The following is a 23,946-nucleotide window of genomic DNA, read 5'->3' on the forward strand; positions in this document are numbered from 1 at the left end:
TATAGGTATCATAGCACAACAACCTCTATCTACCCTCTAAGGGTTCCTGCCTATTTGCCTTAAGGATTTTTAGAGGTTCATTAAAGGTTTTTATGTTATAATTGCTGCAATAGGATAAGGGAAAGGAACACCTCATTATGAGAATACTGCTGATAGAAGACGATAAAAAACTGTGTGATACCCTGACATACCAGCTGGAACGGGAGAATATCCGCACTGATGTGTGCCACAGAGGGACGGATGGGTTGGATCTGATGCTGTCCGGCGGCTATGATCTGGTCCTGCTGGACCGTATGCTCCCCTCATTGGACGGTATTTCTGTGCTGAAAGCCGCCCGGAAAGGAGGAATGCAGACACCAGTAATCTTTCTTACGGCTCTGGGAGAACTTCAGGATAAAATCAATGGACTGGACTGCGGCGCTGACGACTATATAGTAAAACCATTTGCCTTTGAAGAGCTTATGGCGCGTATCCGTACCATCTTCCGCAGACCCCAGAATCTTGTGGCACAGACGGATCTTTCATATGGGGATCTCTGCTACCGTCCCGGGGAAAATGTGCTTACCGGGCCAGGGGGACAGTGTACCCTTTCCAAACGGGAAGGGGATTTATTTGAGTTGTTTATCAGAAACCACGGCAATACCGTGCCCAGGGACGCTATCTTTTCCAGAGTCTGGGGTCCGGGTGCTCCTGTAGAGGACGGTAATCTGGACAACTATATCCATTTTATCCGGAGGCGTCTCACTTCTGTGGACAGCACAGTCACCCTGAAGACCATCCGCGGAGTCGGCTATCGATTGGAGTATGCCAATGTTTAAACGCCTTCACAAACAATTCGCCCTGTTTTCCACTGGGATTACCAGTCTGATTTTAGCCGCCATGACCTTTGTATGCCTGTTTATCTCAGAAACAGATGCTTCGAGGGAGAGTTATCTGACATTTCATACGAATACGAATACCATGCTTTCCTATCTGAGCAGTCAGTCCATTATTTCCCACCAGTGGCTTCTTGAGATGGAGGACAATTACGGGGTACACATTCGGATTACCGACAATGGAAAGGAGCTTTTTTACCGGACCCTTGACAGCGGCACAAAAGCTCCCCGACTATTTGCTCTGGCTGAGGAAAAAGCAGCGGAATCTTACGGTGTTGATGTCTCGGACAGCAACAGGAATCAATACACGGCCAATACCGCTGTTTTTACTCTGGACACCCCCTCCTGTTATGCAGCCGTATCTCTCCTCCCTAGAGAGTCCGGGAGCCTCTCTGCCACCATTGTGTACCCACTGGACAGGGAAAGGGAACAGGTACTGCGGAGGCGGATGCTCTTTTTGGGTGCAGCTGGCTGCGGGGTCCTCCTTCTCTGGATTTTTTCCTGGTTTTTCACCCGGAGACTGATAAAGCCCCTGGAGGAAGGACAGAAAAAGCAGAACCAATTTATCGCAGCAGCCTCCCACGAGCTGCGTACGCCTCTGGCAGTCATTCTTTCCAGCACTTCTGCCCTGAGGGGAACCCCTCCTAAAAAGCAGGAGCAGTTCCTTTCCCATATCCAGGAGGAAGGAGAACGGATGAACCGGCTGATCGGTGATCTACTCTCCCTCTCCAGTGCGGACAGCCAATCCTGGGTCATACACCCGGAAAGGGCTGAACCTGATACGCTTCTATTAAATATTTACGAGAAATATCAGCCTCTGGCCCATGAAAAGGGCCTGCACTGGAACGTTCTTCTTCCCGATACACCGGTCCCCGTTCAACACTGGGACAGCGGCAGAATCAGCCAGGTTCTGGGGATACTGGCAGATAACGCGGTCAGCTATACACCATCGGGAGGCAGTGTCTCTCTGGAGCTCCATATGAAAAAAGGGGGGCTGGAATACCGCATCTGCGACAGCGGGCCCGGAATTCCGGACAAAGAAAAAAGCGCCGTTTTCCAGCGCTTTTACCGTTTGGATGAATCCCATCATGATAAAGAACATTTTGGTTTGGGACTTTGTATTGCAGAAGAGATCGTGGGGATGCACAAAGGCAGGATCTCTGTGGAGGATACCCCGGGAGGAGGCGCCTCCTTTGTTGTCCGGCTCCAGACAAATGTCTACAGCATCAACCGGTAGATATTGGCAACGTCCTCCTCGTTGAGTTTGACAAAACCACCCAGCGTTCCGTTTCTTACATCGCCCCAGCAGGCAGCATGGGCCAGCTTTTCAATGTCCTCCTCCCTGGCTCCAAGTTCCCGGAAATTTTCTGGCATGCCTATGGAGCTAAGGAAGTTTTTAAATGCCTGAATGCCCGCCTTGGCTGTCTCCTCCGGATGTGCAAAATCCATGGGGCATCCCCAAACCCGGGATGCAGCCTGGGCAAACCGCATCACATTGTGCCCCATATTGTAGGTCATTACCGCAGGCATAACCACTGCAAGTCCGGCCCCGTGGGCACAGTCATAAAGGGCGGATAGCTCATGTTCCACATCATGGCTGGTCCAGTCCTGGGTTCTTCCCACGCCGCAGGAATTATTATGAGCCATCATGCCCGCCCACATGATATTGGCCCTGGCCTGGTAGTCATTTGGATCCGCAATTACCTTCGGCCCCTCATGAATCATGGTCATCATAAGGGCCTCTATCATGCGGTCCGTAACCTCCACATCCTGGGTATTCGTCATATACCGCTCGTATAAATGCGCCATAATATCAGTTATACCGCAGGCGGTCTGATAGGGAGGCAGCGTTTGGGTCAGGGCCGGGTTCAGAATGGAGAACCTGGGCCGCAGTCCTTCGCCTGTTGCACCTCTCTTATACATGCCGTCTTCACAGGTAATTACAGAGTCGGGAGAACCCTCGCTTCCCGCCGCACTGATGGTGAGAATGGTCCCCACGGGGAGTGCCTGTTCTACAAGCTTTCCCTGATAATAATCCCAGAAGTCGCCGTCATAGACTGCTCCCGCTGCGATTGCCTTGGAAGAGTCTATGGTGCTTCCTCCGCCCACTGCCAGGATAAAGTCGATTTTTTCCTTCTTGCAGATCTCAATTCCCTCATAGACCAGCCCGCTTCTTGGGTTCGGCTTCACACCTCCAAGTTCCGTATAGGTAATCCCTTCTTTTTCAAGAGATACCTTTACTCTCTCCAGAAGGCCGGAGCGGACCACGGAGCCTCCACCGTAGTGGAGCAGAACTTTAGTTCCTCCGAATCTTTTCACGTAATGTCCCGCTTCCTTCTCTGTATCTTTGCCGAACACGAAATATGTCGGTGCATAAAATGTAAAATTATCCATATTGTCCTCCTGTATTCCCACATTATTTTTTCATTATAGTTTCCTGCAGGTTTTGCCGCAAGAAGGCACTTTCATCTGCCCAGGTTACCCTTTGGTTCCCTGCCTTAGATCAGCAGCACTGACGATTCGTTATCTCGTACCTGCCGCCCTCATTCCCGCTGCCCCACTCGCACATCATTTCCAATATAGGGTACAGTGTCTGCCCGTGCTCTGTGACAGAGTATTCCACCTGGACCGGCGTGGTAGGGTATACTTTTCTGGTAATCACTCCATCCTCCTCCAACTCCCGAAGCTGGCTTGTCAGAGTCTTCTTAGGGGCTTTCTCCAGGAAATGAAGTATCTCGCTGTATCGTTTCGGCCCTTCCTCCTGCAGATAATGCAGAATCAGGGGCTTCCACTTCCCTCCGATTACTTTCAGTGTAATTTCCATCTCACAGGTGACTTTTATTTTCTGCGTCATGATACCTCTCCTTATATTTTCGTTTATCTTCATACATATATTCGTCGGCTCTTTTCATACTTGAGGTGAAAGACTCCAGCCCCTTTTCTCTCTGGACAAAAGCCCCTACCGCTGCCGTTATCTGAATCTCATTTTCTGCATTGTTCCGTTCCAGTTCCAGGACAATGGAGGCTACAGAAGCTTTCCAGGACGCCTGCCCAAGCAAAAGGACCAAAAATTCGTCGCCGCCCAGACGGTATATGTCCTCAGTTCCGGAAAATACCTTTTTCAGAATCCCCGCAACCCTCAGGATTACGCTGTCGCCGGCGGCATGTCCCTTATTGTCATTTATTTGCTTCAGATTATTAATGTCCAAGGTAATACATGTCAGTGGCAGCACTTTTTCCCAGTCAGCCTGAAATTCCTGCTCCCTTTTTGCCAGATATGCCCGGTTCTTCATCTTGGTCATATAATCCACATAGGCCATTTGGGAGTACAGTTCTTTTTCTTTTTGTTCCGTATGAAGCCTCTGTTTTATCTCTTCCGACTCGAATTGCTGTTTCATTTTCTGTATGAACTGAAAAATAACAATATATGTGAGTGATATAGCGATCAGCACAAAGGTAAATACGGGCAGATATTCCTTCCGTCCTCTGATTGGTGCGGGATAGCCCATTAACACATAGATCATGGCATAAAAGGTTACGGATAAAAGTGCCAGACTCCCCCAACCCTTTTTCTGGGTTTCCTGGATCTCCAGATATTCTTTTCGCACTCTCCAGAAAAATGTATAAAGCACGGAAAACATCAGAAGATACTCTATGGCCACCAGTCTGTTATCCTCTACATCAAAATTCATGACCATATTGAACGCATTGCACAGACCCATGATCACGATTCCAAATAAATCTGCACTGCAGAAAGTAAATACATACCGAAAGTCCCGATACTCAGACAATTGCCTGCAGAGCAGAAAGGAGGGGATTGTCAGGCAAATCGCAGCAGCAGCCGGAGTTTTCAGTCCAAGCCGGAGTCCCAACACGTACAGACCAAAGCATAAAAATAAGATTGCCGCAGAACTGATCAGCATCCTTCTGAGAGAATATCTGTGTTTACAAAGAATAAGAAAGCCGATTAAAAGAAAAAAACAGGATAACAGGCTTTGAATGGTATTATACATAACTCGTTTGCTCCTCCGGGCTTTCGCCTTTGCTGTTTGATATATTCCGTCCGAACTGCATTCTTTTTATGTGCTCCAGAGGCACGGCCGGGCTGTACAAATAGCCCTGGTATAAGTCACAGCCCAGTTTTTTCAGGGTGTCCCTTATCTCTTCTGACTCTACGTATTCCGCAATCACCTGAAAGTCCAGACTCCTGCCCAGAGAAATAATAGAGGATATGATTTCCTGATTTCTGCTGTTTCCTGGGATTCCCCTGACTAGACCTCCGTCCAGCTTCACCGCATAAAAGCTATTGTGCTGCAGATACTTCAAGCTGGTGCTTCCCATGCTGAAATCATCCACCGCGGTCTGGATGCCTGCTGCTTTCAGGCGGTTAATGTGGGCCGAAATCTCTTCCAGCTTATCCACGGAGGCTTCTTCCGTCACCTCAAGGCAATAATGGCCGCCCACTCCATAAGTATCTGCCATGCGGAGCACTCTCTCCGTAAATTTAGGGGAGTTCAGCTGATCTGCGGATATATTAGCTGAAACCGTAACATCCCATCCCAGATCCAATAATTCCCTGCATGCACTCATTGAAATTTTGATTACACAGTTTGTCATCCTGTCAAAAAAACCGTCCTCCTGCGCCAGGGATACCGCCAGAGGAGGGTAAACATTCTCTCCCATATACTTCCACCTGAGCAGAGCTTCTGCTCCAACCAAACCCCGGCTGCTGTGATACTGAGGCCGAAATTCCAGGGGCAGTCTGTTCTCCTCCACATCTACGCGGAGCTGTGCAGCCATATTTCTGGCCAAAAGTCCGATGCTGTCATGGCGATCCAGAAGAATAATCTTCCGCCCCTTATCCTGACTTTCTTTCACAAGTCCTGTCAGCTCATTCAAAAGCAGCTCCGCCTGATTCTTTCTCACCCGTTCTGCGATTCTTACAAAGGGTGCGTAGACAGCCGTCCCCGCTGCAACGATCACAAGCTGTACAAGGACGCCTCTCCAGGATCCGGAGGCCAGGTAACCGCTGAAAAACACTGGCGTGGTCCAGGTCACTGTCTTGTGCAGAATTGGGAGAAACCCTGAGGCAGCTGCCCCGTAAGCAATCAAAAGAGAACAGATTGGCGTCAGGATAAAAGGGATCACCATAACAGGGTTCAGGACCACCGGCATGCCGTAGACCAGAATTTCATTAATATTAAAAAATACTGCGGGAGCGGCCGAACGGGCCAGATATCGGTTATCTCTGCCGCGGGCAAACAAAAGCAGCGCCAGCAGCAGACAGATAGAGGCACCGCAGCCTCCAATTAAAGCGTAATTATCTAAGAAAGATTTGGATATGACAACCCCTGATAACGTATCGTTGGGAAGCAGATAGGTCTGCGCCACCTGCTCCAGGGCATTCCCCCCATGGATACCGAAGGCCCAAAGGAAATCCAGAACAAACACATACAGGAGCCCTGCACCCAGTCCGTCATTTATATCATGGAATATATTTACAATAATAGTTGTAATCAGATCATTCAGGTTCTCTGCATGGAATAGCTTCTGTATCATCAGATTGATTCCTATAAAAATGAGAGAGCAGAAAAGCAGGGGATACAATGATGCCAGGGAGTTTCGGTAATCCACATCTGTTCCCGGAGAACGGAACCGGTATTCCTTCGCCATCCAGGAGTAAAACAGATAAAACAACCGCGTTCCCGCTATTGCCGAGAACATGGCGGTAAAAACCCCAACAGGTCCCAGATCGCTTAATTCCATAGAACCGCTGGCTGCCCCGAAGCTGGCAGCGAAGCAGACCACCGATATTACCATTGCCATCACTCTGAGAAAAGGATTCCTCTCCTTCATGGTTGAGGAATAATAATAGCTGATACTCATTACAAGGTAGACAGACATAAAGCCAACCGTAGAGTCAAAAGTAAAATTAAGTATCGTCAGGAAAAATCCTCCGCCCCACACCTCTATAAAAGACTGAAAGGCTGCCATTGGAAAATTACGGAGCAGAAGGGCAAAAGAGCCCAGCAAAAGTACAGGAATCAGCAGGATAAAGCCCTTTCTAATAGAAGAAAAAATATTATTATTTTCAATTTTATATATAGTTCTCAGTATATTTGTGTACATATAGCCCTCAGCCTTTACGGTTCTTATTATTTTACTGCTAACTTATACTATACCATATATTTTACCCTTCCTGTTAGTGCCTTTCAACCAAAATTTTATGTCTGCCGAAGGGGTTACCCAAGAGTGTCCTCCAGATGCATGGTATAAAATGATTGACAAGTAAAGAGCACTATTCTACACTGTCGTTAACAGTACTTATCTGTCTGCGGCGGATAAGGCTCAGCACAATATTTAGAATAAGCGAGAAGTCTATGTGACTATTCTTCCAGGGAAGGGAGGTGACATGGCTATGAGGAAATGTATCAGATGTGGTACGGTGATGGTTGAGCATTGCTCCATAAAAGTAGAAGGCGCCGGATATGGTATTGTGATGGCAACAGACGACAGAAAGTTATTCCCCAACCGGATCGGAAAACCACAGGTGGCGATTTGCCCGGAGTGCGGGGAGGTTTCTATCTACATGGCTGATGTAGAAGGGAAGCTTGGAAAGACGCCGATTTCGGAGTCTTAAGGAATAAGATTCCGAAAAGTTATTGCGTATAAAAGGAGGAAGCATACGATGCAGAAAAATAACGAAGAATGTTTAATCTGTAAAGAACGGTTGGTTTACCTGGAGGAGGCAGAACAGATGGAATGTGCTCTGTGCCATAAAGTGGAAACCAGCAACTGCCGCTGTGCAGGCGGACATTATGTGTGCAGTGAATGTCACATGAAAGGGATCGACAGCTTTTTGGGATTATGTCTGAGTGAATCTTCAAAAAATCCTTATGATATCCTGCTTAAGCTGATGGCGCTCCCCTCCTGTCATATGCATGGACCGGAACACCACATTTTGGTGGGCAGCAGCCTGTTAACCGCCTATAAGAATGCCGGCGGCGAGATAGATCTGCAAAAGGCACTGTTAGAGATGCAAAATCGCGGCCGCCAGGTACCCGGAAGTATCTGTGGACTGTGGGGGAGCTGCGGCGCCGCAGTCAGCACCGGAATTACTATCTCCATTATCACCGGGGCTAGTCCTTTGTCCGAAGAATCCTGGGGATGGTGCAATGAGATGACGTCTCGTGTTCTGGCTCACGAAGCGAAAATCGGAGGGCCTCGCTGCTGTAAGCGTAATTCAGCCATTGCTGTACTGGAAGCCATAGACTTTATCCGGGAAAAATTTAATGTCGGGATGGAAAAGCCTGAAAAAATCATCTGCGGCTACACCGCTAAAAACAACCAGTGTATCGGCACAAGATGCCCTTTCAACCCGCAGAATGCATAGAAATACATAAATAGTGTACGTAAAGTAAGGAAGCTTCCGTTTAAAATAACGGAAGTCTTCCTACTTAAAACTATATACCTGTTACATAAAGTGAATGCTGTCAGGATCGAATCTGTCTTTTCTCTTCCTCTCTCCCTCTGCGTATCCCAGCGCCAGTACAGAAAAGGGTACATACCGGCTGCCGCACTGCAGGTATTCGGCCAGTGCCCCCACTCTTTCCTCATCCGGATAAAATCCCAGCCAGACACCGTCCAGCCCCTCTTCCTTTGCCCCCAGCAGCACTGTCTGTGAGCAGGCTGCCAGATCTTCCACCCACCAGCTGTTGCCCTGCTTATCCAGTCTTACTTTCTCACAGTTCATACAGGGAATAATAAGTACGCCTGCCTCTCTGGCAGGCCCGGCATAGGGACTCATCTTAGAAATCTTCTCCCGCTCCCGGGGATCCGTTACCACAAAAAACTCCCATTCTCTGTTATTTGCTGCAGTGGGCGATGTCATGGCATATCTGAGAATCCGCAGAATCTTTTCCCTTGTCACCACTCTGTTTCTAAATTTCCTGACCGAGATCCTTTTCTCTATGACAGACTGTTGGTACGCTTCTGCGAGCTTTCTGTCCGTTGAGGCAGTCTGAACCGTCACGCTGTAAGAGATACTATCCCTCTGCCCCGCTTCAAGGATCCGGATTCCCCTCTTTTGAAAGGGATCAAAGCCCTCATCAGTTCCCGCAGCCATTCCGTTGCACGGCTCCATACACAGATAGGGGGCTTCCGGTCTGGACCACAGAGAAAAATGGCTGAAACCTGGAAAGTCCAGAATAATTCTGCAGCTGTTTCTTGTATTCCCCAAAACGGCCCTCTCAGAGGCCAGCCCTTCAAAATTCCATGCTCCCCCTTCAAACATATCCCTGGCCAGATCTATCCGCCGTGTTTCTTTCAGACATGGAACCGGGGGGCCTATCTCCCTTCCGTCTGTGAGCGGATAGCGGGGAGCAGTCTCCGGTTTATCAAATTCTATATAATAATCTTCATATCTTTCCCCAGGCAGCAGAGGCACCCGAAAGCCTATGTGTTCTCCGATGGAATAAGGCATGGGACCGTCTGAACGATTATGGACATACTGCTCGGTCAGCAGCACATTTTTGTCCAGGGTATAGACAATCGTCAGCTGAAAATCAAAAGGATAATAGTTCTTCGTTTCTTCCCCTGAAGTAAGGGTGCAGATTATCTGGTTTTCATTCTGCCGGACATCAAAGATCAGGTTTCTTGCAAACCCGTGAAGGGGCATCTCATATTCTCTGCCTTTATAAATATAACGGTTGTCCTTCCAGTCCCCGACTGCGGGGAAGAGCAGAGGGGAGTGGTCCTCCCAGTATCGGGGATCCCCCTGCCAGATGAATTCTGTACCGTCTTCCGGGCTTTGCAGCGAAACCACCTCTGCCCCCCGGGATGCAACCGTCAGGGAGAGATAGTCATTGCTGACCGTATATTCTGCCCCGTCTCTCATCCCCCGTTCCTCTTCAGATATTCACAAATCCGCTTCCCCTGTTCTTTCTGGGCTTCTGTGACAGCCCCGCTTGGACGTTTCAGCTGTCCGCACGGCACCCCCATGCAGGTAAGGGTGGCTTTTATTGTTGGAAACAGTCCTGTCTCATTGAGCATGTCCTCTACATCATTGATCTTTCTCTGATAGTTCAGGGCAAGTCCATAGTCTCCTGCCTTTACCGCTTCATAAAGCTTCTTTGCAAAAGCTCCTGTCAGATTAAAGGTTCCGCCGATTGCGCCGTCTGTCCCCATAATAAGCGCATGCAGAAGTACATCGTCAAACCCCGTAAAAATAGTGGCCTCAGGACATCTCACTCTCACTCGGTCCAACAGATAATAATCGTTGTGGGTATATTTCAATCCTATAATATTGGGATGTTTCAGAAGTCTTACAAGCATCTCTTCCGTAAAGTCCACCTTTGAAAAGGAGGGAATCACGTACACAAGCAGAGGCAGATGGATATGATCCGCTATATAAAGATAATGATTCACAATCTCCTCCTGAGAATATCCGTGAAATACCGGGGGGACCAGAGCTGCTGCCGTATACCCCAGCCTGCGGGCTTCCTCCGCAAGTTCCAGAATCTCCTCATCTGCCAGCGCTGTAATATTCGCAGCCAGGTCAGTCTCCCCGGATGCCTCATCCGCTGCAATACCCAAAAGGTCTTTCACCTCTTTGGTGGTCATCTTAAACCTTTCTCCCATGGTTCCCCCCACAAAGATTCCATCTGCCCCGCAGTGGGTTATGCTGTGGCGGATGACCGCCCTGGTTCCTGCCTCGTCCACGGAACCGTCTTCCTTAAATGCTGTTACAATTGCCGTATAGATTCCCTGCATTCCCGTCACCTCCTACAGTACTCCTTTTAAAATATAGTTCTTTTCCTGGGTCAGTTCCTCCAGGGTTCGGGATATCCCCTCCCTGCCTATCCCGCTTTTCTTGTAGCCGCCAAATGCCAAATCCGGGGTGCGGTAGGCACTTCCGCCGTTTATGACATTTCCCGCTGTTTCCAGTCTGGAGGCAATGGACACTGCCCTTCCTGTGTTTCTGCTGAATACCGCTCCGGAAAGGCCGTAGCAGGACTGGTTGGCCAGGCAAATGGCCTCCTCCTCAGAGGTTACTGTGATAATGGGAAATACTGGGCCGAAGATTTCCATATCTCTGGCCACATCCATATCACCGGTTACCCCGTCCAGCACCGTGGGCTCAAAAAATGCTCTGTCCCGGCGTTTCCCGCCCAGGATGCATCTTGCCCCCTGGCTTACACACAGGGCAACCTGTTCTTCCACCTGGACCGCAGCGCTCTCACTGATTAAACAGCCTACTGTATTCTCTGCATCCAGAGGATCTCCGATTTTCACCTTTTTCAGCTTTTTCACCAGCTTTTCCACAAATTCCTGTTTCACTGCCTGGTGAATCAGAAAACGCTTGCTGGCACAGCATATCTGTCCGGAGTTTCCCATCCGGCTCCCCACAGCCTCCTCCACAGCCAGATCAATGTCTGCGTCATCCATTACGATAAAGGCGTCATTTCCTCCCAGCTCCAAAAACACACGGGTAAGGTTCGCCGCGGCTTTCTGATAGATATCCCTTCCTACTTCTGTACTCCCTGTCATAGAGATGGCATCCAGCCCCGGATTTCCGCACAGGCAGTCTCCCACCACGCTTCCCTTGCCGGTCACTACCTGGGCCGCACACTTTGGCACACCTGCCTCATACAGAAGCTGGGCCATGCGGATTACGGCAAGGGGATTGTAACTGGGCGGTTTAATAATCACTGCGTTTCCGGCCACAAGGGCTGACATCACCTTATGGGAATACAGATCTACAGGATAGTTAAACGGAAGAATAATGGCCATAACTCCCAGCGGCTCTCTTCTTGTAAATACAATATCTTTTTCCTGGTTTCCCAGCGTGCTGCCTCCGGGAAGACAGTTTCCGTACAGGTGTGCAGCCATCTCACAGTATCCCCGGGTAACCCTGGTGCATACATTGATCTCATCCTCCGCCTCTGCCAGGGTTTTCCCGGTCTCCATGGTAAGCAGCCTGGCGATCTCGTGCCGTTGTTCCTCATAGAGCTGAATATATTTATAGATTATCTCATTTCTGCTTGCCTGGGAGAGGCCGCCCCACTCCTTCAGGCCCTGTCTGGCTGCAACAACAGCCTCGTTGATATAAGCCTCAGGGACATCCGGCACTGTGTCTATCACGTTTCCATTTACAGGATTTGTGATTTCTATTGTTTTCAGGCCTTCCCCAATCTCTTTTCCGTTTATATTTACCAGCATAAAAATCCTCCGTTCTTCCTACATTTTCTTTAGCCGCATAAGGGAATACGGCAGTTCCTCACTCAGGGTCATCACAAAGAGATTTCCTTTGGAATCTCCGCAGAAGCCGTGGGTCATCAGGGGGGACATATAATATCCCAGCTGTGCCACAACTTCTATATCATAATTAAATATGGTAATGCCGCCTCTCTCCCCTACATAGATATACTCACTGTCCGCCCATATTTCTGAGGGCTGATACAGTCCTTCTGAGCAGTAGGCCAGCAATTCTCCGTCCTCCCGGAATACCTGCACGCTGTTCCCCTCCCGGTCAGCCACCCAGATTCTGTCCTCTTTATCCGCCCATAAACTGTGCATTACAAAAAACTTTCCCGGTTCCGTCCCTGGGGCTCCCCAGGTATGAAGAAGGGTTCCGTCCGGGGCAAACTTGTGCAGTGCACAGTTGGCGTAGCCGTCGCTCACAAAGATATCTCCCTTTGATGTCTCTGCGGCACAGGTAGGCCGGTTAAAGGGCGGCGCCGCATGGGTGATTGTCTTAATACTTTCTATAAAACTCCAGTTTTTCTGATAGGGAAGATTCATGGGAATCACAGTCCCGCTGCTGTGCATTCTCCACCAGATATCTCCCTGGTATCCGCTGTCGCTGGGCACCCCGTAGTTTCCCAAATCCCGGATCAGCTCTCCCTCCATGGTCAGTTCCCGGATCACATGGCTGTTAGAGTCCGCACACAGAAGAGTCTGCCGGCTGGTTACAAATACAGAATGTATGAACTGAAACAGCCCTTTTCCGAAATCCCTTACATAATATCCGTCGGGATCCACCAGAACGATGGGGTGGTCTCTGTCCCTGGTTGCCAGGTATAGATAATCGTTCCGGTCACAGCAGCCCGTACAGGCCGGCACATATTTTAAAAAATCAGGAAGCTTAAGGTAGTCCTTATCCAGCTCATAGGCATGGCTTCCATCCTGAAATATTGTCTTAGATTTAGAGTCCCTCTCTCTGCTGCCTTTTACAATCTTCATCCTCTCTCACCTACCATCTGCGCTTAAAATTACACCAAGTTTTAAATTCTTCATCTGCTTTGGGCCTGTTTTCCGGAATCCCGGGCAGTGATGCCGCCCCGTCTACCACCAGATTGGTTCCTGTGATATAGGCAGCTTCATCGCTGGCAAGAAATGCCACTGCATTTGCCACGTCTTCCGGCGTGCCCATCCTCTCTAGGGGCAGCTGTTTCCAAAGGTTATCCAGATCCTCGATCTCCTGTTCACAGACGCCTTCTTCCCGCAGCTCCTGGCTGGTCCGGACTCTGATAGGCCCCGGAGAAACACAGTTTGCCCGGATTCCATAGGGTGCAAGATCCAGAGCAAAGGTCTGGATAGAGCGGATCAGTCCGGCCTTCAGTCCTCCGTAAAGCTCGTCATAGGGAAATGCCCGGAGCCCCCTGCAGGAGGAGATAAAAATTATGTTCCCCTTTATTCCGTTTTCTCCCATGATTCTTCCCGCCTCCCGGGCAGCCATCAGATAGGAACGGAAGTCCAGATTGATGAGAAAATCAATGGTCTGTTCATCCATTTCATAGATACTGTGAACCAGCGACTGCCCTGCATTGCAGACCAGAAGATCCAGCCCCCCCAGTTCCTCATATGCTTCCCGCACAAATGCTTCCGCTGTCCCCTTCTCATTCAGGGCTGCCCCATGGCAGAAGCACTTCACCGGATATTGTCCAGTAATTTCTTCTACCAGGGCTTCTGCCTGGGCCTTTCCCCTCTCAGAGCTGTAGGTAAAAGAAATGTCATACCCCTCTCTGGCCAGTCTTCTTACAATTCCTCTTCCAATTCCCCTGCTCCCGCCGGTAATTGCTGCTTTTTTATTCCTCATGTCTCACTTCTCCTTTATTCTTTTTCACCGCACAATACACAGGCCGCCCCTGGAATGGGCACTGCGTCACACATCTTGACAGCTCCCAGTTTTTTATCCAGCCGAAAGCTCACAAGGTTTCCCGTATATTGGTTTGCTGTCAATATATAGTTGTCATTCTCTGTGATGGAGAACATTCTTGGGTGGCATCCCCCTGAGGGGAAAAGCCGGGGCGCTTCCAGGGTCCCCTCTGGGGTAATGGGAAACAGGGACAGGTATCCCTCCTCTTGTTTCCTGCTGCCCCACGCCCTTGTAGACGTCAAAAGCCAGCGGCCGTCAGAGGTTACTGCTATCTCCCCTGCAATATATTCTCCGGTTTTGCTGTCCCCCAGCAGAGAGATCCTCTGCATTTGCAGCAGCTTTTTTTCCTTTGTCCATTGAAAGGCATATACCATGTTCTCTAGTTCACAGACCAGATAAAGCCAGCGGCCCCCTGGATGTCTGGCCAGATGCCTGGGGCCGTCTCCCGGGTGAACCTTTACTTCCCACAATTTCCGGGGCATTCCCCCACTGAGGTCATAAAGAACAATCTCATCTGTACCCAGATCCGGAACCAGCAGCATTTCTGGTTCCCATAGAAGATGTACTTCGTGGGGATGGGGCCTGTTCTGCCGTTCCCCCACGCTTCTTCCCTGATGCACAATTCTGCAGGTATCTGGAAGAAACCTTCCCTCCCCATTCAGGTACAGCATTCCGATATCACCGCTCTCGTAATTGGCATAATAGATGCGTGTCCCGTCTCTGTCCATACTGATATGGCAGGGGCCCTTCCCCGGTATTTCTTTTTCATCCACCAGCCGGGGAAGTCCGTCCTTTGAATCCCGGTAGACCGATATCCAGTTTCTGCCTGCTCCCTCGTTTACTGCGCACAGAAGTCCTTCATCTCTGTTCCGGGCGAGAAACCCCGGATTGCTGCATTCCCTCTGAACTCCACTTATATGTAACCTTCCGGTATCTTCGTTTAAACCACAGACATAGATACCCCCGGGGGCCGTTTCGTCTGTACAGGTGCCTATCCATATTCTTCTGTCCATCGTGTCACCCGCTACATTTTATTTTTAATAGAGTCAATATACATCATGACAAAAATGATCAGCGCTTTGGCGATCTGGAAGAGATAGATATCTGCCCCCATCATTGTCAGTCCATTCTCGATTACCGTCAGGATAAGAACCCCGGCGAATGCCTTGGGAAATACGCTCCCCTCACCCCCGGCCAGGGAAACGCCTCCCAAAACCACAGCGGATACTGCCGTAAACTCATATCCGTCCCCCAGTTCACGAGTAATGCTTCCCAGATTTATAGAGATCAGCATGCCGCCCAGTCCGGCGAAGAAGCCGCTGATAATAAAGGCTGCCAGCTTGTAATTTTTTACATTGATTCCCAGCTTTTCAGCTGCTGAATAGTTGGAACCCACAGCAACCAGTTTTCTTCCAAACGTACTGTATCTCAAAAGGATCTGCATTAGGATCATGACAGCCAATATAAACACGATAAAGCTGGAAAGCCCAAAAATCTTTATGTTTCTGAAGTTCAGAACCTCCTGCGGCATATTGATGGCGACAGTATTGGTCAGCTTCACTACAATCCCCACAAGTGCCAGCTTCATAGAGAGGGTCACCAGCCAGGCATTCAGCTTTACTCTGGTTACAAGAAGACCATTTATCAAACCAATGAATCCTCCCAAAAGAGGCATTAAGATCATACACAGATAGGGATTCCACCCGTGGTTCACCATAAGCAGGGCGCTTACTGACGCGGCGAACCTGCAGTTGGCGCCTACGGACAGATCTAACTCTCCTACGATCAGTGCAAAGGTTAGTCCGATTCCTATTGACAGCATAAGCGTTGAGTTTCTCAGTATGGTAATCCAGTTTGTAGAAGTCAGAAAATGCTCCGACAGGGAAGAAAAAACTATAATTGTGATAACACCGAAAATATAAACCGCATGGTTAAGGGCTGTCAGCTTCAGATTTTTTAACTTTATGCTTTTATTCATTTTGCCCCTCCTTTATTCCCAGGCAGAGATCCATGAGATTCTCTTTGCTGATGTCTTTTTTCCTGACCTCGGCGGTAATTGCTCCATTTCTTACGATAAGTACCCGGTCACACAGGTTCAGGTTTTCTTCAATCTCAGAAGAAACCATTACCACAGAGCCTCCCTGCCTTGCCAGTTCCAGGATCTTTCTGTGAATAAAAGATTTTGCATTTACATCCACCCCCCTGGTAGGCTCATCTATAAAAAACACATCCGGATTCTTTCCTATGCATCTCGCCATGATCACCTTCTGCTGGTTTCCGCCGCTCAGCGTCTCCACCAGTACGTTTTCATCCGGTGTCTTTATCTGCATTTCCTCAATCATTTTTAAAGAGTATTCATGTTCTTTCTCTACATCCATCTTTATATTTGAAAAATTCCCGATATTAGCCATAGTGATATTTTTCCAGATAGGCATGGACATAAATAACCCGTCATAATGTCTGTCCTCCGTCACATAGGCACATTCCTCCAGAAGCTTATGCCCGCTGATCCGGATCATTTTACCTTCTTTGTTTCTTTTATAAATTGTTCCGCTGTCAGGCTTATCCAGAGCAAATATACTCCGTATAATCTCCGTTCTTCCGGATCCGAGCAGCCCCCAGAGTCCCAGAATCTCGCCCTTTTTTACAGAGAAATTTATGTTCTTAACTGCCGGATAGCAGTTCAGATTCTCAATTTTCAGAACCTCTTCCCGGTCCTTCTCGTCCTCCTGATTCACCACGGTCTCTACTTCATGACCGGCAATCCCAGTAATCAGCTCCCTGGTGCTTACTTCCTTGATCCGGAAATCTCCCGTTACCTCTCCATCCCGCATCACAACCGTCCTGTCACAGATTTTCAGTACTTCATCCAGGAAGTGGGTAATATACATCACGATCTTCTGCTGTTCCTTCAGCTGATTAATAATTCGGAACAGGTTTTCTTTTTCCTCCAGAGACAGAGACGAAGTGGGTTCATCGAAAAGTACGATCTCCGCATCTCTCACCAGTGCCCTGGCAATTTCTATCATTTGCTTTTCTCCCACCGTTATATTTTTAGCCAGTTCTCTTGGGTTTACCTGAGCCCCTATCATAGAAAGATACCTGGATGCATCCTCATACATTTTTTTATACTGCAGATGGCCGGCCTTTGTATAGTCCTTCAGGTTATAGATAAAAACATTCTCCGCCACCGTAAGATCCTTGAATACCACCGCCTCCTGATGTATCAGTGCAATTCTGCTTTTTTCAGAGTCCTTCTGATTCCGGATTTCTATCTTCTTCCCGCCGATATAATATTCACCGGAGTCAATAGCGAGTTCCCCGGCCAAAGCATTCATAAATGTAGATTTACCTGCTCCATTGATACCAATGATGCCCAGTACAGACCCTTTATCCGCTGTAATGGTCACATCGTTCAGCGCGTGTACCCCGGGAAAATATTTATGTAATTTTACTGCTTCAAAATACGCTCTGCGTTCCATCTCTATGCCCTCCTTGCTTTTGCCCGGATGGTATCAAAATAGGTAATAAAGATGAATACCATACCTTTTATAATCTGAATCGAATAATAGTCAATGCCAAAGAGCACTAACAGGTTTGACAATCCGTTGATAATAAAGGCACCTGCAAATGCACCCACTGCGGTTCCCACCCCGCCTTTTATACTTGCGCCGCCCACAATTGCCGCGGCAATAACATCCAGAGATGTAGAATCTGATGCAAGTGACAGAGAAGATGATGCAATCCTGGCAGTTAAAACAATTGCTGCGATTCCAGACAATACTCCAGAGATTAAAAACACCTGAATCTTAACCTTGTCTGTTTTAATCCCGCATGCCTGAGCGCTTTTTTCATTGGTACCTATGGCATAAATACAGCGGCCGAACCCTGTTTTGGTCAAAACAAACTGCAGGACAATCAGACAGACAATCATGACCGCAATATTGGCATGTATGGGGCCGTAATACTTTCCGAACAGGCCGGTGAATTCCTGGGGCACAGGAATACTGCTGGATTTTGTAACCTTCAGGGAAAGTCCGTTTGCAATCAGCATAGTAATCATAGTAGCCACAAACGCATTAATTTTCAGCTTTGCTACTGATAATCCATTGAACAGTCCTGCCAGAACTGCCACTGCCATAATAGACAAGATCCCCAGCAGTATATTGTTTGTCTGACGCATAACCAGCGCGCCTATACAGCCGGACAGCATCATTACAGAGGGTATGGAAAGGTCTATCCCTCCGCTGACCATTACATAGATCTGGCCCGCAGCCATAATTGCCACCGCACTGCACTGGATTAAAATACTGGATATGTTTTTCCCCGAATAAAAACCTGGTTTAGCAAACGCAATAGCCAGCAAAAGAACTGCCCCAGCTGCCAGGCTGGCTAAAATAAATGTTTTATCCTTTCTGTTCATAAAGGCATTTTTCTTTTTAGCACAGTACCTCTGTATACTCATTAAAAACCTCCTTCAGGTTCCCGGGCAGCCCAGGGCTGCACCGGGGGCATTCTTTTGCTCTATTTTTCAGTCTTTTTCACATAGTCATATACCCAGAAATAGTCTTTATCCAGCAGAGGCTGAATATTATCCGGTGTAATGGCTTCTGATTTCACAAAGAAATCCCCTGGCTCTTCTCCAAGCGCCAGTTTTACTGCATTGTCTATGGTATTGGTAGATACCTCAGGCAGGTTTTCATAGCCGGTAGCATCCAGATATCCATCCTGAATCATTTTCAGCCCAATCTCGCAGCCGCCTGCTGCCGCCAGATACATATGTCCTTCCTCCCCTGATTTTATCCATTTGTCAAGGCCTTCCAGAACACTCTGCACTCCAAGCATCAGGTCTTCATTTGGGGTAAAGATAAGATTAGCATCCGGGTTGGACTGAAGCGTAGGCGCCAGTTTATTCATTACCGTCTCCACGGACCAGTTACTCTCAATATCCGCAGCGATTGTGGCCCCATTATCCTTAACTGCAGCCTCGCACCCTTCTCCGTATCTCATGGCATTCTGATCTTTTAAATCCCCCTGTACCCGAATCACTTTAATTTCATTCGCGGGAATTCCGCTCTCAATCATTTTCTTAATGGCAGCATCCACAGATACATATGCGGTGTCGTAAGTGTCCGGTGCAACGGTTGAGTCCGCCTCAGGCCCGCCCGGGGTCAGTCTGCGGCAGAAAGAAATAAACTTTTTCCCTGCGTCATGTGTCTCGGTGATGGATGACCATATTGCGGTTGTGTCAATGGCGCCGGATACCACCACGTCCACATCCTGGTTCAGCAGATCCCGGATCTGAGTCTCCTGGGCAGCCGCATCGTCACCGGCAGTAGTTTCAATGAGTTTTACCTTCACATCATTTTTCTCGTTGTATTCGTCCACATACCATCTCAGATAATCTGCCATAGCCGACCATGCCTGAGTTCCCAGAGACGGCCAGGCGATTCCCACTGTAACTTCTGTTTTCTTCTCTGCATCAGAATCCTTACTGCCTGCCTCGGTTTTCTATTCCTCTTTTTTAGCCTCTGTGTCCTTCCCTGAATCTTCAGAGGATGAGCAAGCGGTAAGGGGACAGGATACCAGCGCCATTGTCAATACTGCGGCCATTACTTTTTTCAAATTTCTCTTCATACGTTTAACCTCTCTTTTTTTACTATTTATTTTCTGCCCCATATCTGCACTGCTCCGGATCAGTGTCATGATACAATAAGGCATACTAACCAGGTAATCTTATATCTGCCTTCAGTCTTTAGCAGCGGGAGCTTTATCCTCTTTCAGTATAAAGTCCGCCAGGCATTCTAACTGCATCGCCATAGTAACTGCTCCCGGATCCAGGAAGCCTACAGATTTATCCTCTCTGTAGCTGGCCCTGCCCTTCACTGCCTCCATATCTCTCGTGCTTTCTGCTCCTTCCCGGGCCGCCCGGGCCATTTGTCTCAGACATTCTCCGCTGCTCTTTCCTTCCTCCAGTCCCTTAGCATAAGCAGAGGCTGCAGGATATACCGCATCCAGCATGGTCTTATATCCTAATTCTGCATTCCCACGGGAACGGATCGCCTCTGCCCATCCCTGAAGGATTTCCCCCAGAAGTTCCTGATCTATACTTTCCCTATTCGCCAGAAGGCCCGCCGTCTTCAGATATGCACTGCCGTACAGAACCCCTGAGGAACCTCCCATAGCGGACATCATAGTCATGGCTATATTCCGGAAAAGTTCCTGGTAGGTTGCGCCCTCCCACTCTTTTGACTTTTCTAACAATTTTTCAAACCCAATGGTAAGATTCAGCCAGTGATCCCCGTCACCCGTTGCGGAATCCAATTCTGTAATATACTCCTTATTCTCTCGTATCACTCCGGCCGCCTTTGTAAGATACCGGAGGTAGTCCTCTTTGTATATCTGAAACATGTGCTCCTCCTTCCTTTACTGCAGTGTCAGCGCCGGTGAAGCGCACGGGGCCTGCAGCAGCCTCTTCAGCTCATCGTCCAGCCTCAGCATAGAGACGGAACAGCCCGCCATCTCCAGGGATGTCATATAATTTCCCACAAAAACCCGGCAGGTACTTATCGCCTTCTGCTCCAGCAGTTTTTTAATACTGGCAGCCAGTACATAGAGTTCCATCAAAGGCGTCCCGCCCAATCCATTAATCATAAGTGCTGTTTCACGGGAACGGTAATCCAAGTCCTCCATGATTTTCTCCAGAAGAACCTCTGCCAGTTCATCTGCTGTTTTTACTCCTGACTTCTGTATTCCGGGTTCTCCGTGAATCCCCATTCCTATCTCAATCTCGTCCTCTCCCAGTGCAAACCCGGGTTTGTCCAGTCCCGGCAGGATACACGCACTCATAGACATTCCCATACTTCTTACATTGTCCGCAGCCTTCTGGGCAGACAGCTTTACCTGCTCCAGGTTAGCTCCTTCTGCCGCCCGTGCCCCGGCAATTTTATGTACAAATACCGTACCTGCGATTCCCCTTCTGCCTGTAGAATATGTGCTGTCCGGTACGGCAACATCATCCTTTACCACTACACTTTCTACAGAAATTCCCTGGGCTTCTGCCAATTCTTTTGCTATGGAAAAATTCATCAGATCCCCAGAATAATTTTTCAGGACTACCAGCACACCAGCCCCCGTATCAATATCCTCCATTGCTTTCAGCATCTGATCCGGAGAGGGAGAGGCAAACAGATTCCCTGCCACCGCAGCGTCCAGCATCCCCTTCCCTATGTATCCTGCATGGGCCGGCTCATGCCCGCTTCCCCCCACAGACATAACCCCTACTTTTCCCTTTTTCTTTTCCTTCAGGGACACCACCCGGTACTCCCTGAACCACTGTATCTCCTGGTTGGCAAATACAAACCCTTCCAGCATCTCATCTACAATGTTCTGTGGTTCATTCATGATTTTCTTTACCATTTGCTTCTTTCTCCTCCTTTTGTGGAAGCGCTTCCATGTTTTCCCTTTTTATAATCCAGATAATTATCTGGATTATAAAATTACTTTTGTCCGTCCATCAGGGTATGTCAATCTTAATCGTGGACGGCATATAATATTTTCTGGCAGGCAGCTCCGGATCTTTGACCCGCTCCATCAGCATGGTGGCCGCCAGGTTACCCATCTTCATGGGATCCCGTTCAATATAGCTGTACTTCAGCTCTTCAAAGGTATCAAGCTTGTCAAAGGAAATGCAGTTGATATCCTTCCCCAGCTCCAGCTTTGAGTCGTAAACCGCTTTGATAAAACCTATGGTAGTCAGATTGTTTGTGGTAAAAAATGTTTTTGGGTAATCCCCTGACTGAAGAATCTTTTTCGCTATCTCGTATGCGGTCTGCGTGGTGAAATCTCCCTGATATACCTTTTTCTGTTCCACGGGAATACTGTTCTCCTCCAATGCCCTCAAATAGCCTTGGTATCGATCCCGGGCTGTCTTTGTGTTAAGATCCCCGGTTATGATTCCAATATCTCTGCAGCCCTCCTGGATCATAGCTTTTGTTGCATTATAAGCTCCCGCAACGTTGTCAAAATATACCAGATCCCATTCATAAAAATCCAGACCGGAATCCATAAAGACTACCGGGATATGTAACGAATGGATCAGCTCCTTGTACTCCTTGATTTCCTTCAGATCCATGTCATTGATAGAGGGAGTGATAATCAGCCCCTTCAGCTTCTGCTGTTTTAGTAAATGAAGCTTTCTCTCTTCTTTTTTAAAATTCTTATTGGAATTGCACAGGATCAAGAGCAGCTCACTTTCCTCCAACACTCCTGTAATTCCCTCCACAGCAGCAGCAAAATATGGATTGTGTGCCTCAGGAACAATTACTCCCACCATGTTGCTGTCCTGCCTGGCAAAATTCCTGGCAGTTGCGGAGGGCACGTAATCACAATTTTCTATTACTCTCTCTATCTTTTTCCTTGTTTTTTCACTGACATACCCGGTATGGTTCAATACTCTAGACACCGTTGCCTTGCCCACACCGGCTTTTTCAGCTATGTCTTCAATTGTCATTTTACTCTGCACGTATCTACTCCTTTGTGGAATCGCTTCCATTTGCTATATATGTACATTATCACAGCATTTCACATTTTTCAATAGTATTTTTGTACAATCTCCCATATATTTTTTTGTCTAAATCGCATATTTCAAAAATATTCGCAGTTGTTTTATTGTTTTTTCAACTATTATATGATAATTTAAACATGTACCTTAGCCTTTTATATGGAAACGCTTCCATTTATCTAAATAACTATTCACATTATGTTCTGAAGAACAGAAAGGAGCATCACTCTATGGACCTACACTTAAAAAATAAAATTGTTGTTATAACAGGAGGAACTGCCGGTATCGGAAAGGCTGCTGCCTTCCAGTTTGCTGAAGAAGGAGCTTCTGTTGCCGTTTGCTCCCGCTCCCCTGAAAAAATCAGAAATTTTCTGGAGGAGGCCCGAAAAAAGCACTTGTCTGTATCTGCTTCTGCCGCAGATATCACAGACCCCAGGCAGCTGAAAAGCTTTATTGATGAGGCAGGCAGTACCTATGGGAGAATCGACGTATTATTTAACAACGCGGCCCAGAGTCATATGTGCTATCTGACACAGCTTGAGGACAACGCGTGGGATTCCGTTGTGGCTTCCAACCTGTCTTCCGTGTGGAAAGCAGTTAAATATGCTCTTCCCTACATGAAAGAGCACGGCGGAAGTATTATATCCACCAGCTCACTGGCTTCCAGAGTCCCTACCACTTCGATCGGTGCCTACGGAGTAACAAAGAGCGGCATCAATGCTATGACCAGAATGCTGGCCTCTGAACTTGCCCCGTACAACATCCGGGTAAATGCAGTTGCTCCCGGAGTCATTGCCTCCGATATGGTAAAAAACAGTATTTTAAAAAGTAAAGGACTGCATTATCTCTGTCATACCTCTGTCTTGCAGAGACTGGGGGAACCTGAGGAAGTTGCCAAACCGGTAGTATTTCTGGCGTCCGACGCCGCCTCTTTTATTACTGGTGAAATCCTGGATATCTCCGGAGGCAAATTCATTGTCCAGGATCCCTGGGCGCCGTGGGAGGATTTTGGGGTGGAAAAGCCATATAATGTTTAGATTAATTGCGTGGGGACAGATATAGAAGGGGGCGGCGGATACAGGTCCGGGCAGGTTAACTCAATGCTTCTGATAACCAGGAGAGAGAGTCCGCGTTGGGGCGCTGCCTGTACCTCCGGGAGGGATGCCTGTTTCCCGGGGACGATTCCGCAGAAGTGTTAGAGAGTCTTAGACAAAACCGGGATTTCCGCAGGAGATTTTTTCGGCAGTCCAGGCCGAAAAAAAGAGAGAATGCCCAGAGAATGCACATAAAGCATTCTCTGGGCATGCGAACGGTGCTCCGGAGGGGATTCCGGTTTTGCCTTAGACTCT

Annotated in this window: 23 protein-coding genes; 5 read left to right on the forward strand and 18 right to left on the reverse strand. The window is 48.2% G+C overall.

Annotated features, from left to right (window positions below; genetic code table 11):
- The first annotated feature begins 137 nt into the window (after positions 1-137).
- The gene (locus tag GKG41_RS03240; RefSeq protein WP_154257043.1) at positions 138-818 is read left to right on the forward strand and encodes a response regulator transcription factor; all 681 of its coding nucleotides are present in this window, start codon (positions 138-140) and stop codon (positions 816-818) included.
- Positions 811-2,112 carry a HAMP domain-containing sensor histidine kinase gene (locus GKG41_RS03245; RefSeq protein ID WP_173015561.1) on the forward strand — a complete coding sequence of 434 codons (1,302 nt, stop codon included), beginning with the start codon at positions 811-813 and terminating at the stop codon, positions 2,110-2,112. Before GKG41_RS03240 ends, GKG41_RS03245 begins: the two co-directional genes overlap by 8 nt.
- Here the strand turns inward: GKG41_RS03245 and GKG41_RS03250 are convergent.
- The 4 genes from GKG41_RS03250 to GKG41_RS03265 all read right to left on the reverse strand — a co-directional run bounded on the left by GKG41_RS03250 (position 2,094) and on the right by GKG41_RS03265 (position 7,004).
- Positions 2,094-3,269 (reverse strand): iron-containing alcohol dehydrogenase, encoded by a 1,176-nt coding sequence (locus GKG41_RS03250; RefSeq protein WP_154257045.1) that lies wholly within the window; start codon positions 3,267-3,269, stop codon positions 2,094-2,096. The two genes, GKG41_RS03245 and GKG41_RS03250, sit on opposite strands and share 19 nt — an antisense overlap.
- 109 nt (positions 3,270-3,378) lie before the next feature.
- Positions 3,379-3,729, reverse strand: coding sequence for a helix-turn-helix domain-containing protein (locus GKG41_RS03255; protein ID WP_154257046.1), 351 nt, complete (start codon positions 3,727-3,729; stop codon positions 3,379-3,381).
- Complete coding sequence (locus GKG41_RS03260) at positions 3,701-4,888, reverse strand: GGDEF domain-containing protein (RefSeq protein WP_154257047.1); 1,188 nt, start codon at positions 4,886-4,888, stop codon at positions 3,701-3,703. The genes GKG41_RS03255 and GKG41_RS03260 overlap by 29 nt, the downstream gene beginning before the upstream one ends.
- Complete coding sequence (locus GKG41_RS03265; protein ID WP_154257048.1) at positions 4,881-7,004, reverse strand: EAL domain-containing protein; 2,124 nt, start codon at positions 7,002-7,004, stop codon at positions 4,881-4,883. The genes GKG41_RS03260 and GKG41_RS03265 overlap by 8 nt, the downstream gene beginning before the upstream one ends.
- A 289-nt stretch (positions 7,005-7,293) precedes the next feature.
- Here GKG41_RS03265 and GKG41_RS03270 point away from each other — a divergent pair, with 289 nt between their 5' ends.
- Positions 7,294-7,515, forward strand: coding sequence for a nucleic acid-binding protein (locus GKG41_RS03270; RefSeq protein WP_154257049.1), 222 nt, complete (start codon positions 7,294-7,296; stop codon positions 7,513-7,515).
- A gap of 48 nt (positions 7,516-7,563) precedes the next feature.
- Positions 7,564-8,268 (forward strand): DUF5714 domain-containing protein, encoded by a 705-nt coding sequence (locus GKG41_RS03275; RefSeq protein WP_154257050.1) that lies wholly within the window; start codon positions 7,564-7,566, stop codon positions 8,266-8,268.
- 81 nt (positions 8,269-8,349) lie between these two features.
- Here the strand turns inward: GKG41_RS03275 and GKG41_RS03280 are convergent, their stop codons facing one another.
- From GKG41_RS03280 to GKG41_RS03340, 14 genes are all read right to left on the reverse strand, one after another.
- The gene (locus GKG41_RS03280; RefSeq protein ID WP_154257051.1) at positions 8,350-9,771 is read right to left on the reverse strand and encodes a nitroreductase family protein; all 1,422 of its coding nucleotides are present in this window, start codon (positions 9,769-9,771) and stop codon (positions 8,350-8,352) included.
- A complete protein-coding gene (locus tag GKG41_RS03285) occupies positions 9,768-10,646 on the reverse strand; it encodes a dihydrodipicolinate synthase family protein (protein ID WP_154257052.1) in 879 nt (292 codons plus the stop codon). Before GKG41_RS03285 ends, GKG41_RS03280 begins: the two co-directional genes overlap by 4 nt.
- 12 nt (positions 10,647-10,658) lie before the next feature.
- Complete coding sequence (locus GKG41_RS03290; RefSeq protein WP_154257053.1) at positions 10,659-12,095, reverse strand: aldehyde dehydrogenase family protein; 1,437 nt, start codon at positions 12,093-12,095, stop codon at positions 10,659-10,661.
- Between the two features lie 18 nt (positions 12,096-12,113).
- A complete protein-coding gene (locus tag GKG41_RS03295) occupies positions 12,114-13,118 on the reverse strand; it encodes a hypothetical protein (RefSeq protein ID WP_154257054.1) in 1,005 nt (334 codons plus the stop codon).
- A gap of 10 nt (positions 13,119-13,128) precedes the next feature.
- Positions 13,129-13,974: an SDR family oxidoreductase gene (locus GKG41_RS03300; protein WP_154257055.1), complete on the reverse strand. Its 846-nt coding sequence runs from the start codon at positions 13,972-13,974 to the stop codon at positions 13,129-13,131.
- 14 nt (positions 13,975-13,988) lie between these two features.
- Positions 13,989-15,047 carry a lactonase family protein gene (locus GKG41_RS03305; protein WP_154257056.1) on the reverse strand — a complete coding sequence of 353 codons (1,059 nt, stop codon included), beginning with the start codon at positions 15,045-15,047 and terminating at the stop codon, positions 13,989-13,991.
- Positions 15,048-15,058: 11 nt separating this feature from the next.
- Positions 15,059-16,012, reverse strand: coding sequence for an ABC transporter permease (locus tag GKG41_RS03310; protein ID WP_154257057.1), 954 nt, complete (start codon positions 16,010-16,012; stop codon positions 15,059-15,061).
- Positions 16,005-17,516 carry a sugar ABC transporter ATP-binding protein gene (locus GKG41_RS03315; protein WP_154257058.1) on the reverse strand — a complete coding sequence of 504 codons (1,512 nt, stop codon included), beginning with the start codon at positions 17,514-17,516 and terminating at the stop codon, positions 16,005-16,007. Before GKG41_RS03315 ends, GKG41_RS03310 begins: the two co-directional genes overlap by 8 nt.
- A 2-nt stretch (positions 17,517-17,518) precedes the next feature.
- Positions 17,519-18,499 carry an ABC transporter permease gene (locus GKG41_RS03320; protein ID WP_154257059.1) on the reverse strand — a complete coding sequence of 327 codons (981 nt, stop codon included), beginning with the start codon at positions 18,497-18,499 and terminating at the stop codon, positions 17,519-17,521.
- Positions 18,500-18,558: 59 nt separating this feature from the next.
- Positions 18,559-19,491 (reverse strand): sugar ABC transporter substrate-binding protein, encoded by a 933-nt coding sequence (locus GKG41_RS03325; protein ID WP_154257060.1) that lies wholly within the window; start codon positions 19,489-19,491, stop codon positions 18,559-18,561.
- Positions 19,492-19,545: 54 nt separating this feature from the next.
- The gene (locus GKG41_RS23695) at positions 19,546-19,671 is read right to left on the reverse strand and encodes a hypothetical protein (protein ID WP_279233607.1); all 126 of its coding nucleotides are present in this window, start codon (positions 19,669-19,671) and stop codon (positions 19,546-19,548) included.
- 111 nt (positions 19,672-19,782) lie between these two features.
- Positions 19,783-20,445 carry a dihydroxyacetone kinase subunit DhaL gene (gene dhaL / locus GKG41_RS03330; protein ID WP_154257061.1) on the reverse strand — a complete coding sequence of 221 codons (663 nt, stop codon included), beginning with the start codon at positions 20,443-20,445 and terminating at the stop codon, positions 19,783-19,785.
- A 15-nt stretch (positions 20,446-20,460) separates the two neighbouring features.
- Entirely contained in the window at positions 20,461-21,453 is a 993-nt protein-coding gene (dhaK, locus tag GKG41_RS03335) for a dihydroxyacetone kinase subunit DhaK (RefSeq protein WP_154257062.1), read from the reverse strand.
- A 97-nt stretch (positions 21,454-21,550) separates the two neighbouring features.
- Positions 21,551-22,558: a LacI family DNA-binding transcriptional regulator gene (locus tag GKG41_RS03340; RefSeq protein ID WP_173015560.1), complete on the reverse strand. Its 1,008-nt coding sequence runs from the start codon at positions 22,556-22,558 to the stop codon at positions 21,551-21,553.
- A 269-nt stretch (positions 22,559-22,827) separates the two neighbouring features.
- Between GKG41_RS03340 and GKG41_RS03345 the strand changes: the two genes are divergently transcribed.
- Positions 22,828-23,634 carry an SDR family NAD(P)-dependent oxidoreductase gene (locus GKG41_RS03345; protein WP_173015559.1) on the forward strand — a complete coding sequence of 269 codons (807 nt, stop codon included), beginning with the start codon at positions 22,828-22,830 and terminating at the stop codon, positions 23,632-23,634.
- Positions 23,635-23,946: the final 312 nt, after the last annotated feature.

The sequence above is a fragment of the Lactonifactor sp. BIOML-A5 genome, from assembly GCF_009677585.1.
Lineage (GTDB): Bacteria > Bacillota > Clostridia > Lachnospirales > Lachnospiraceae > Lactonifactor.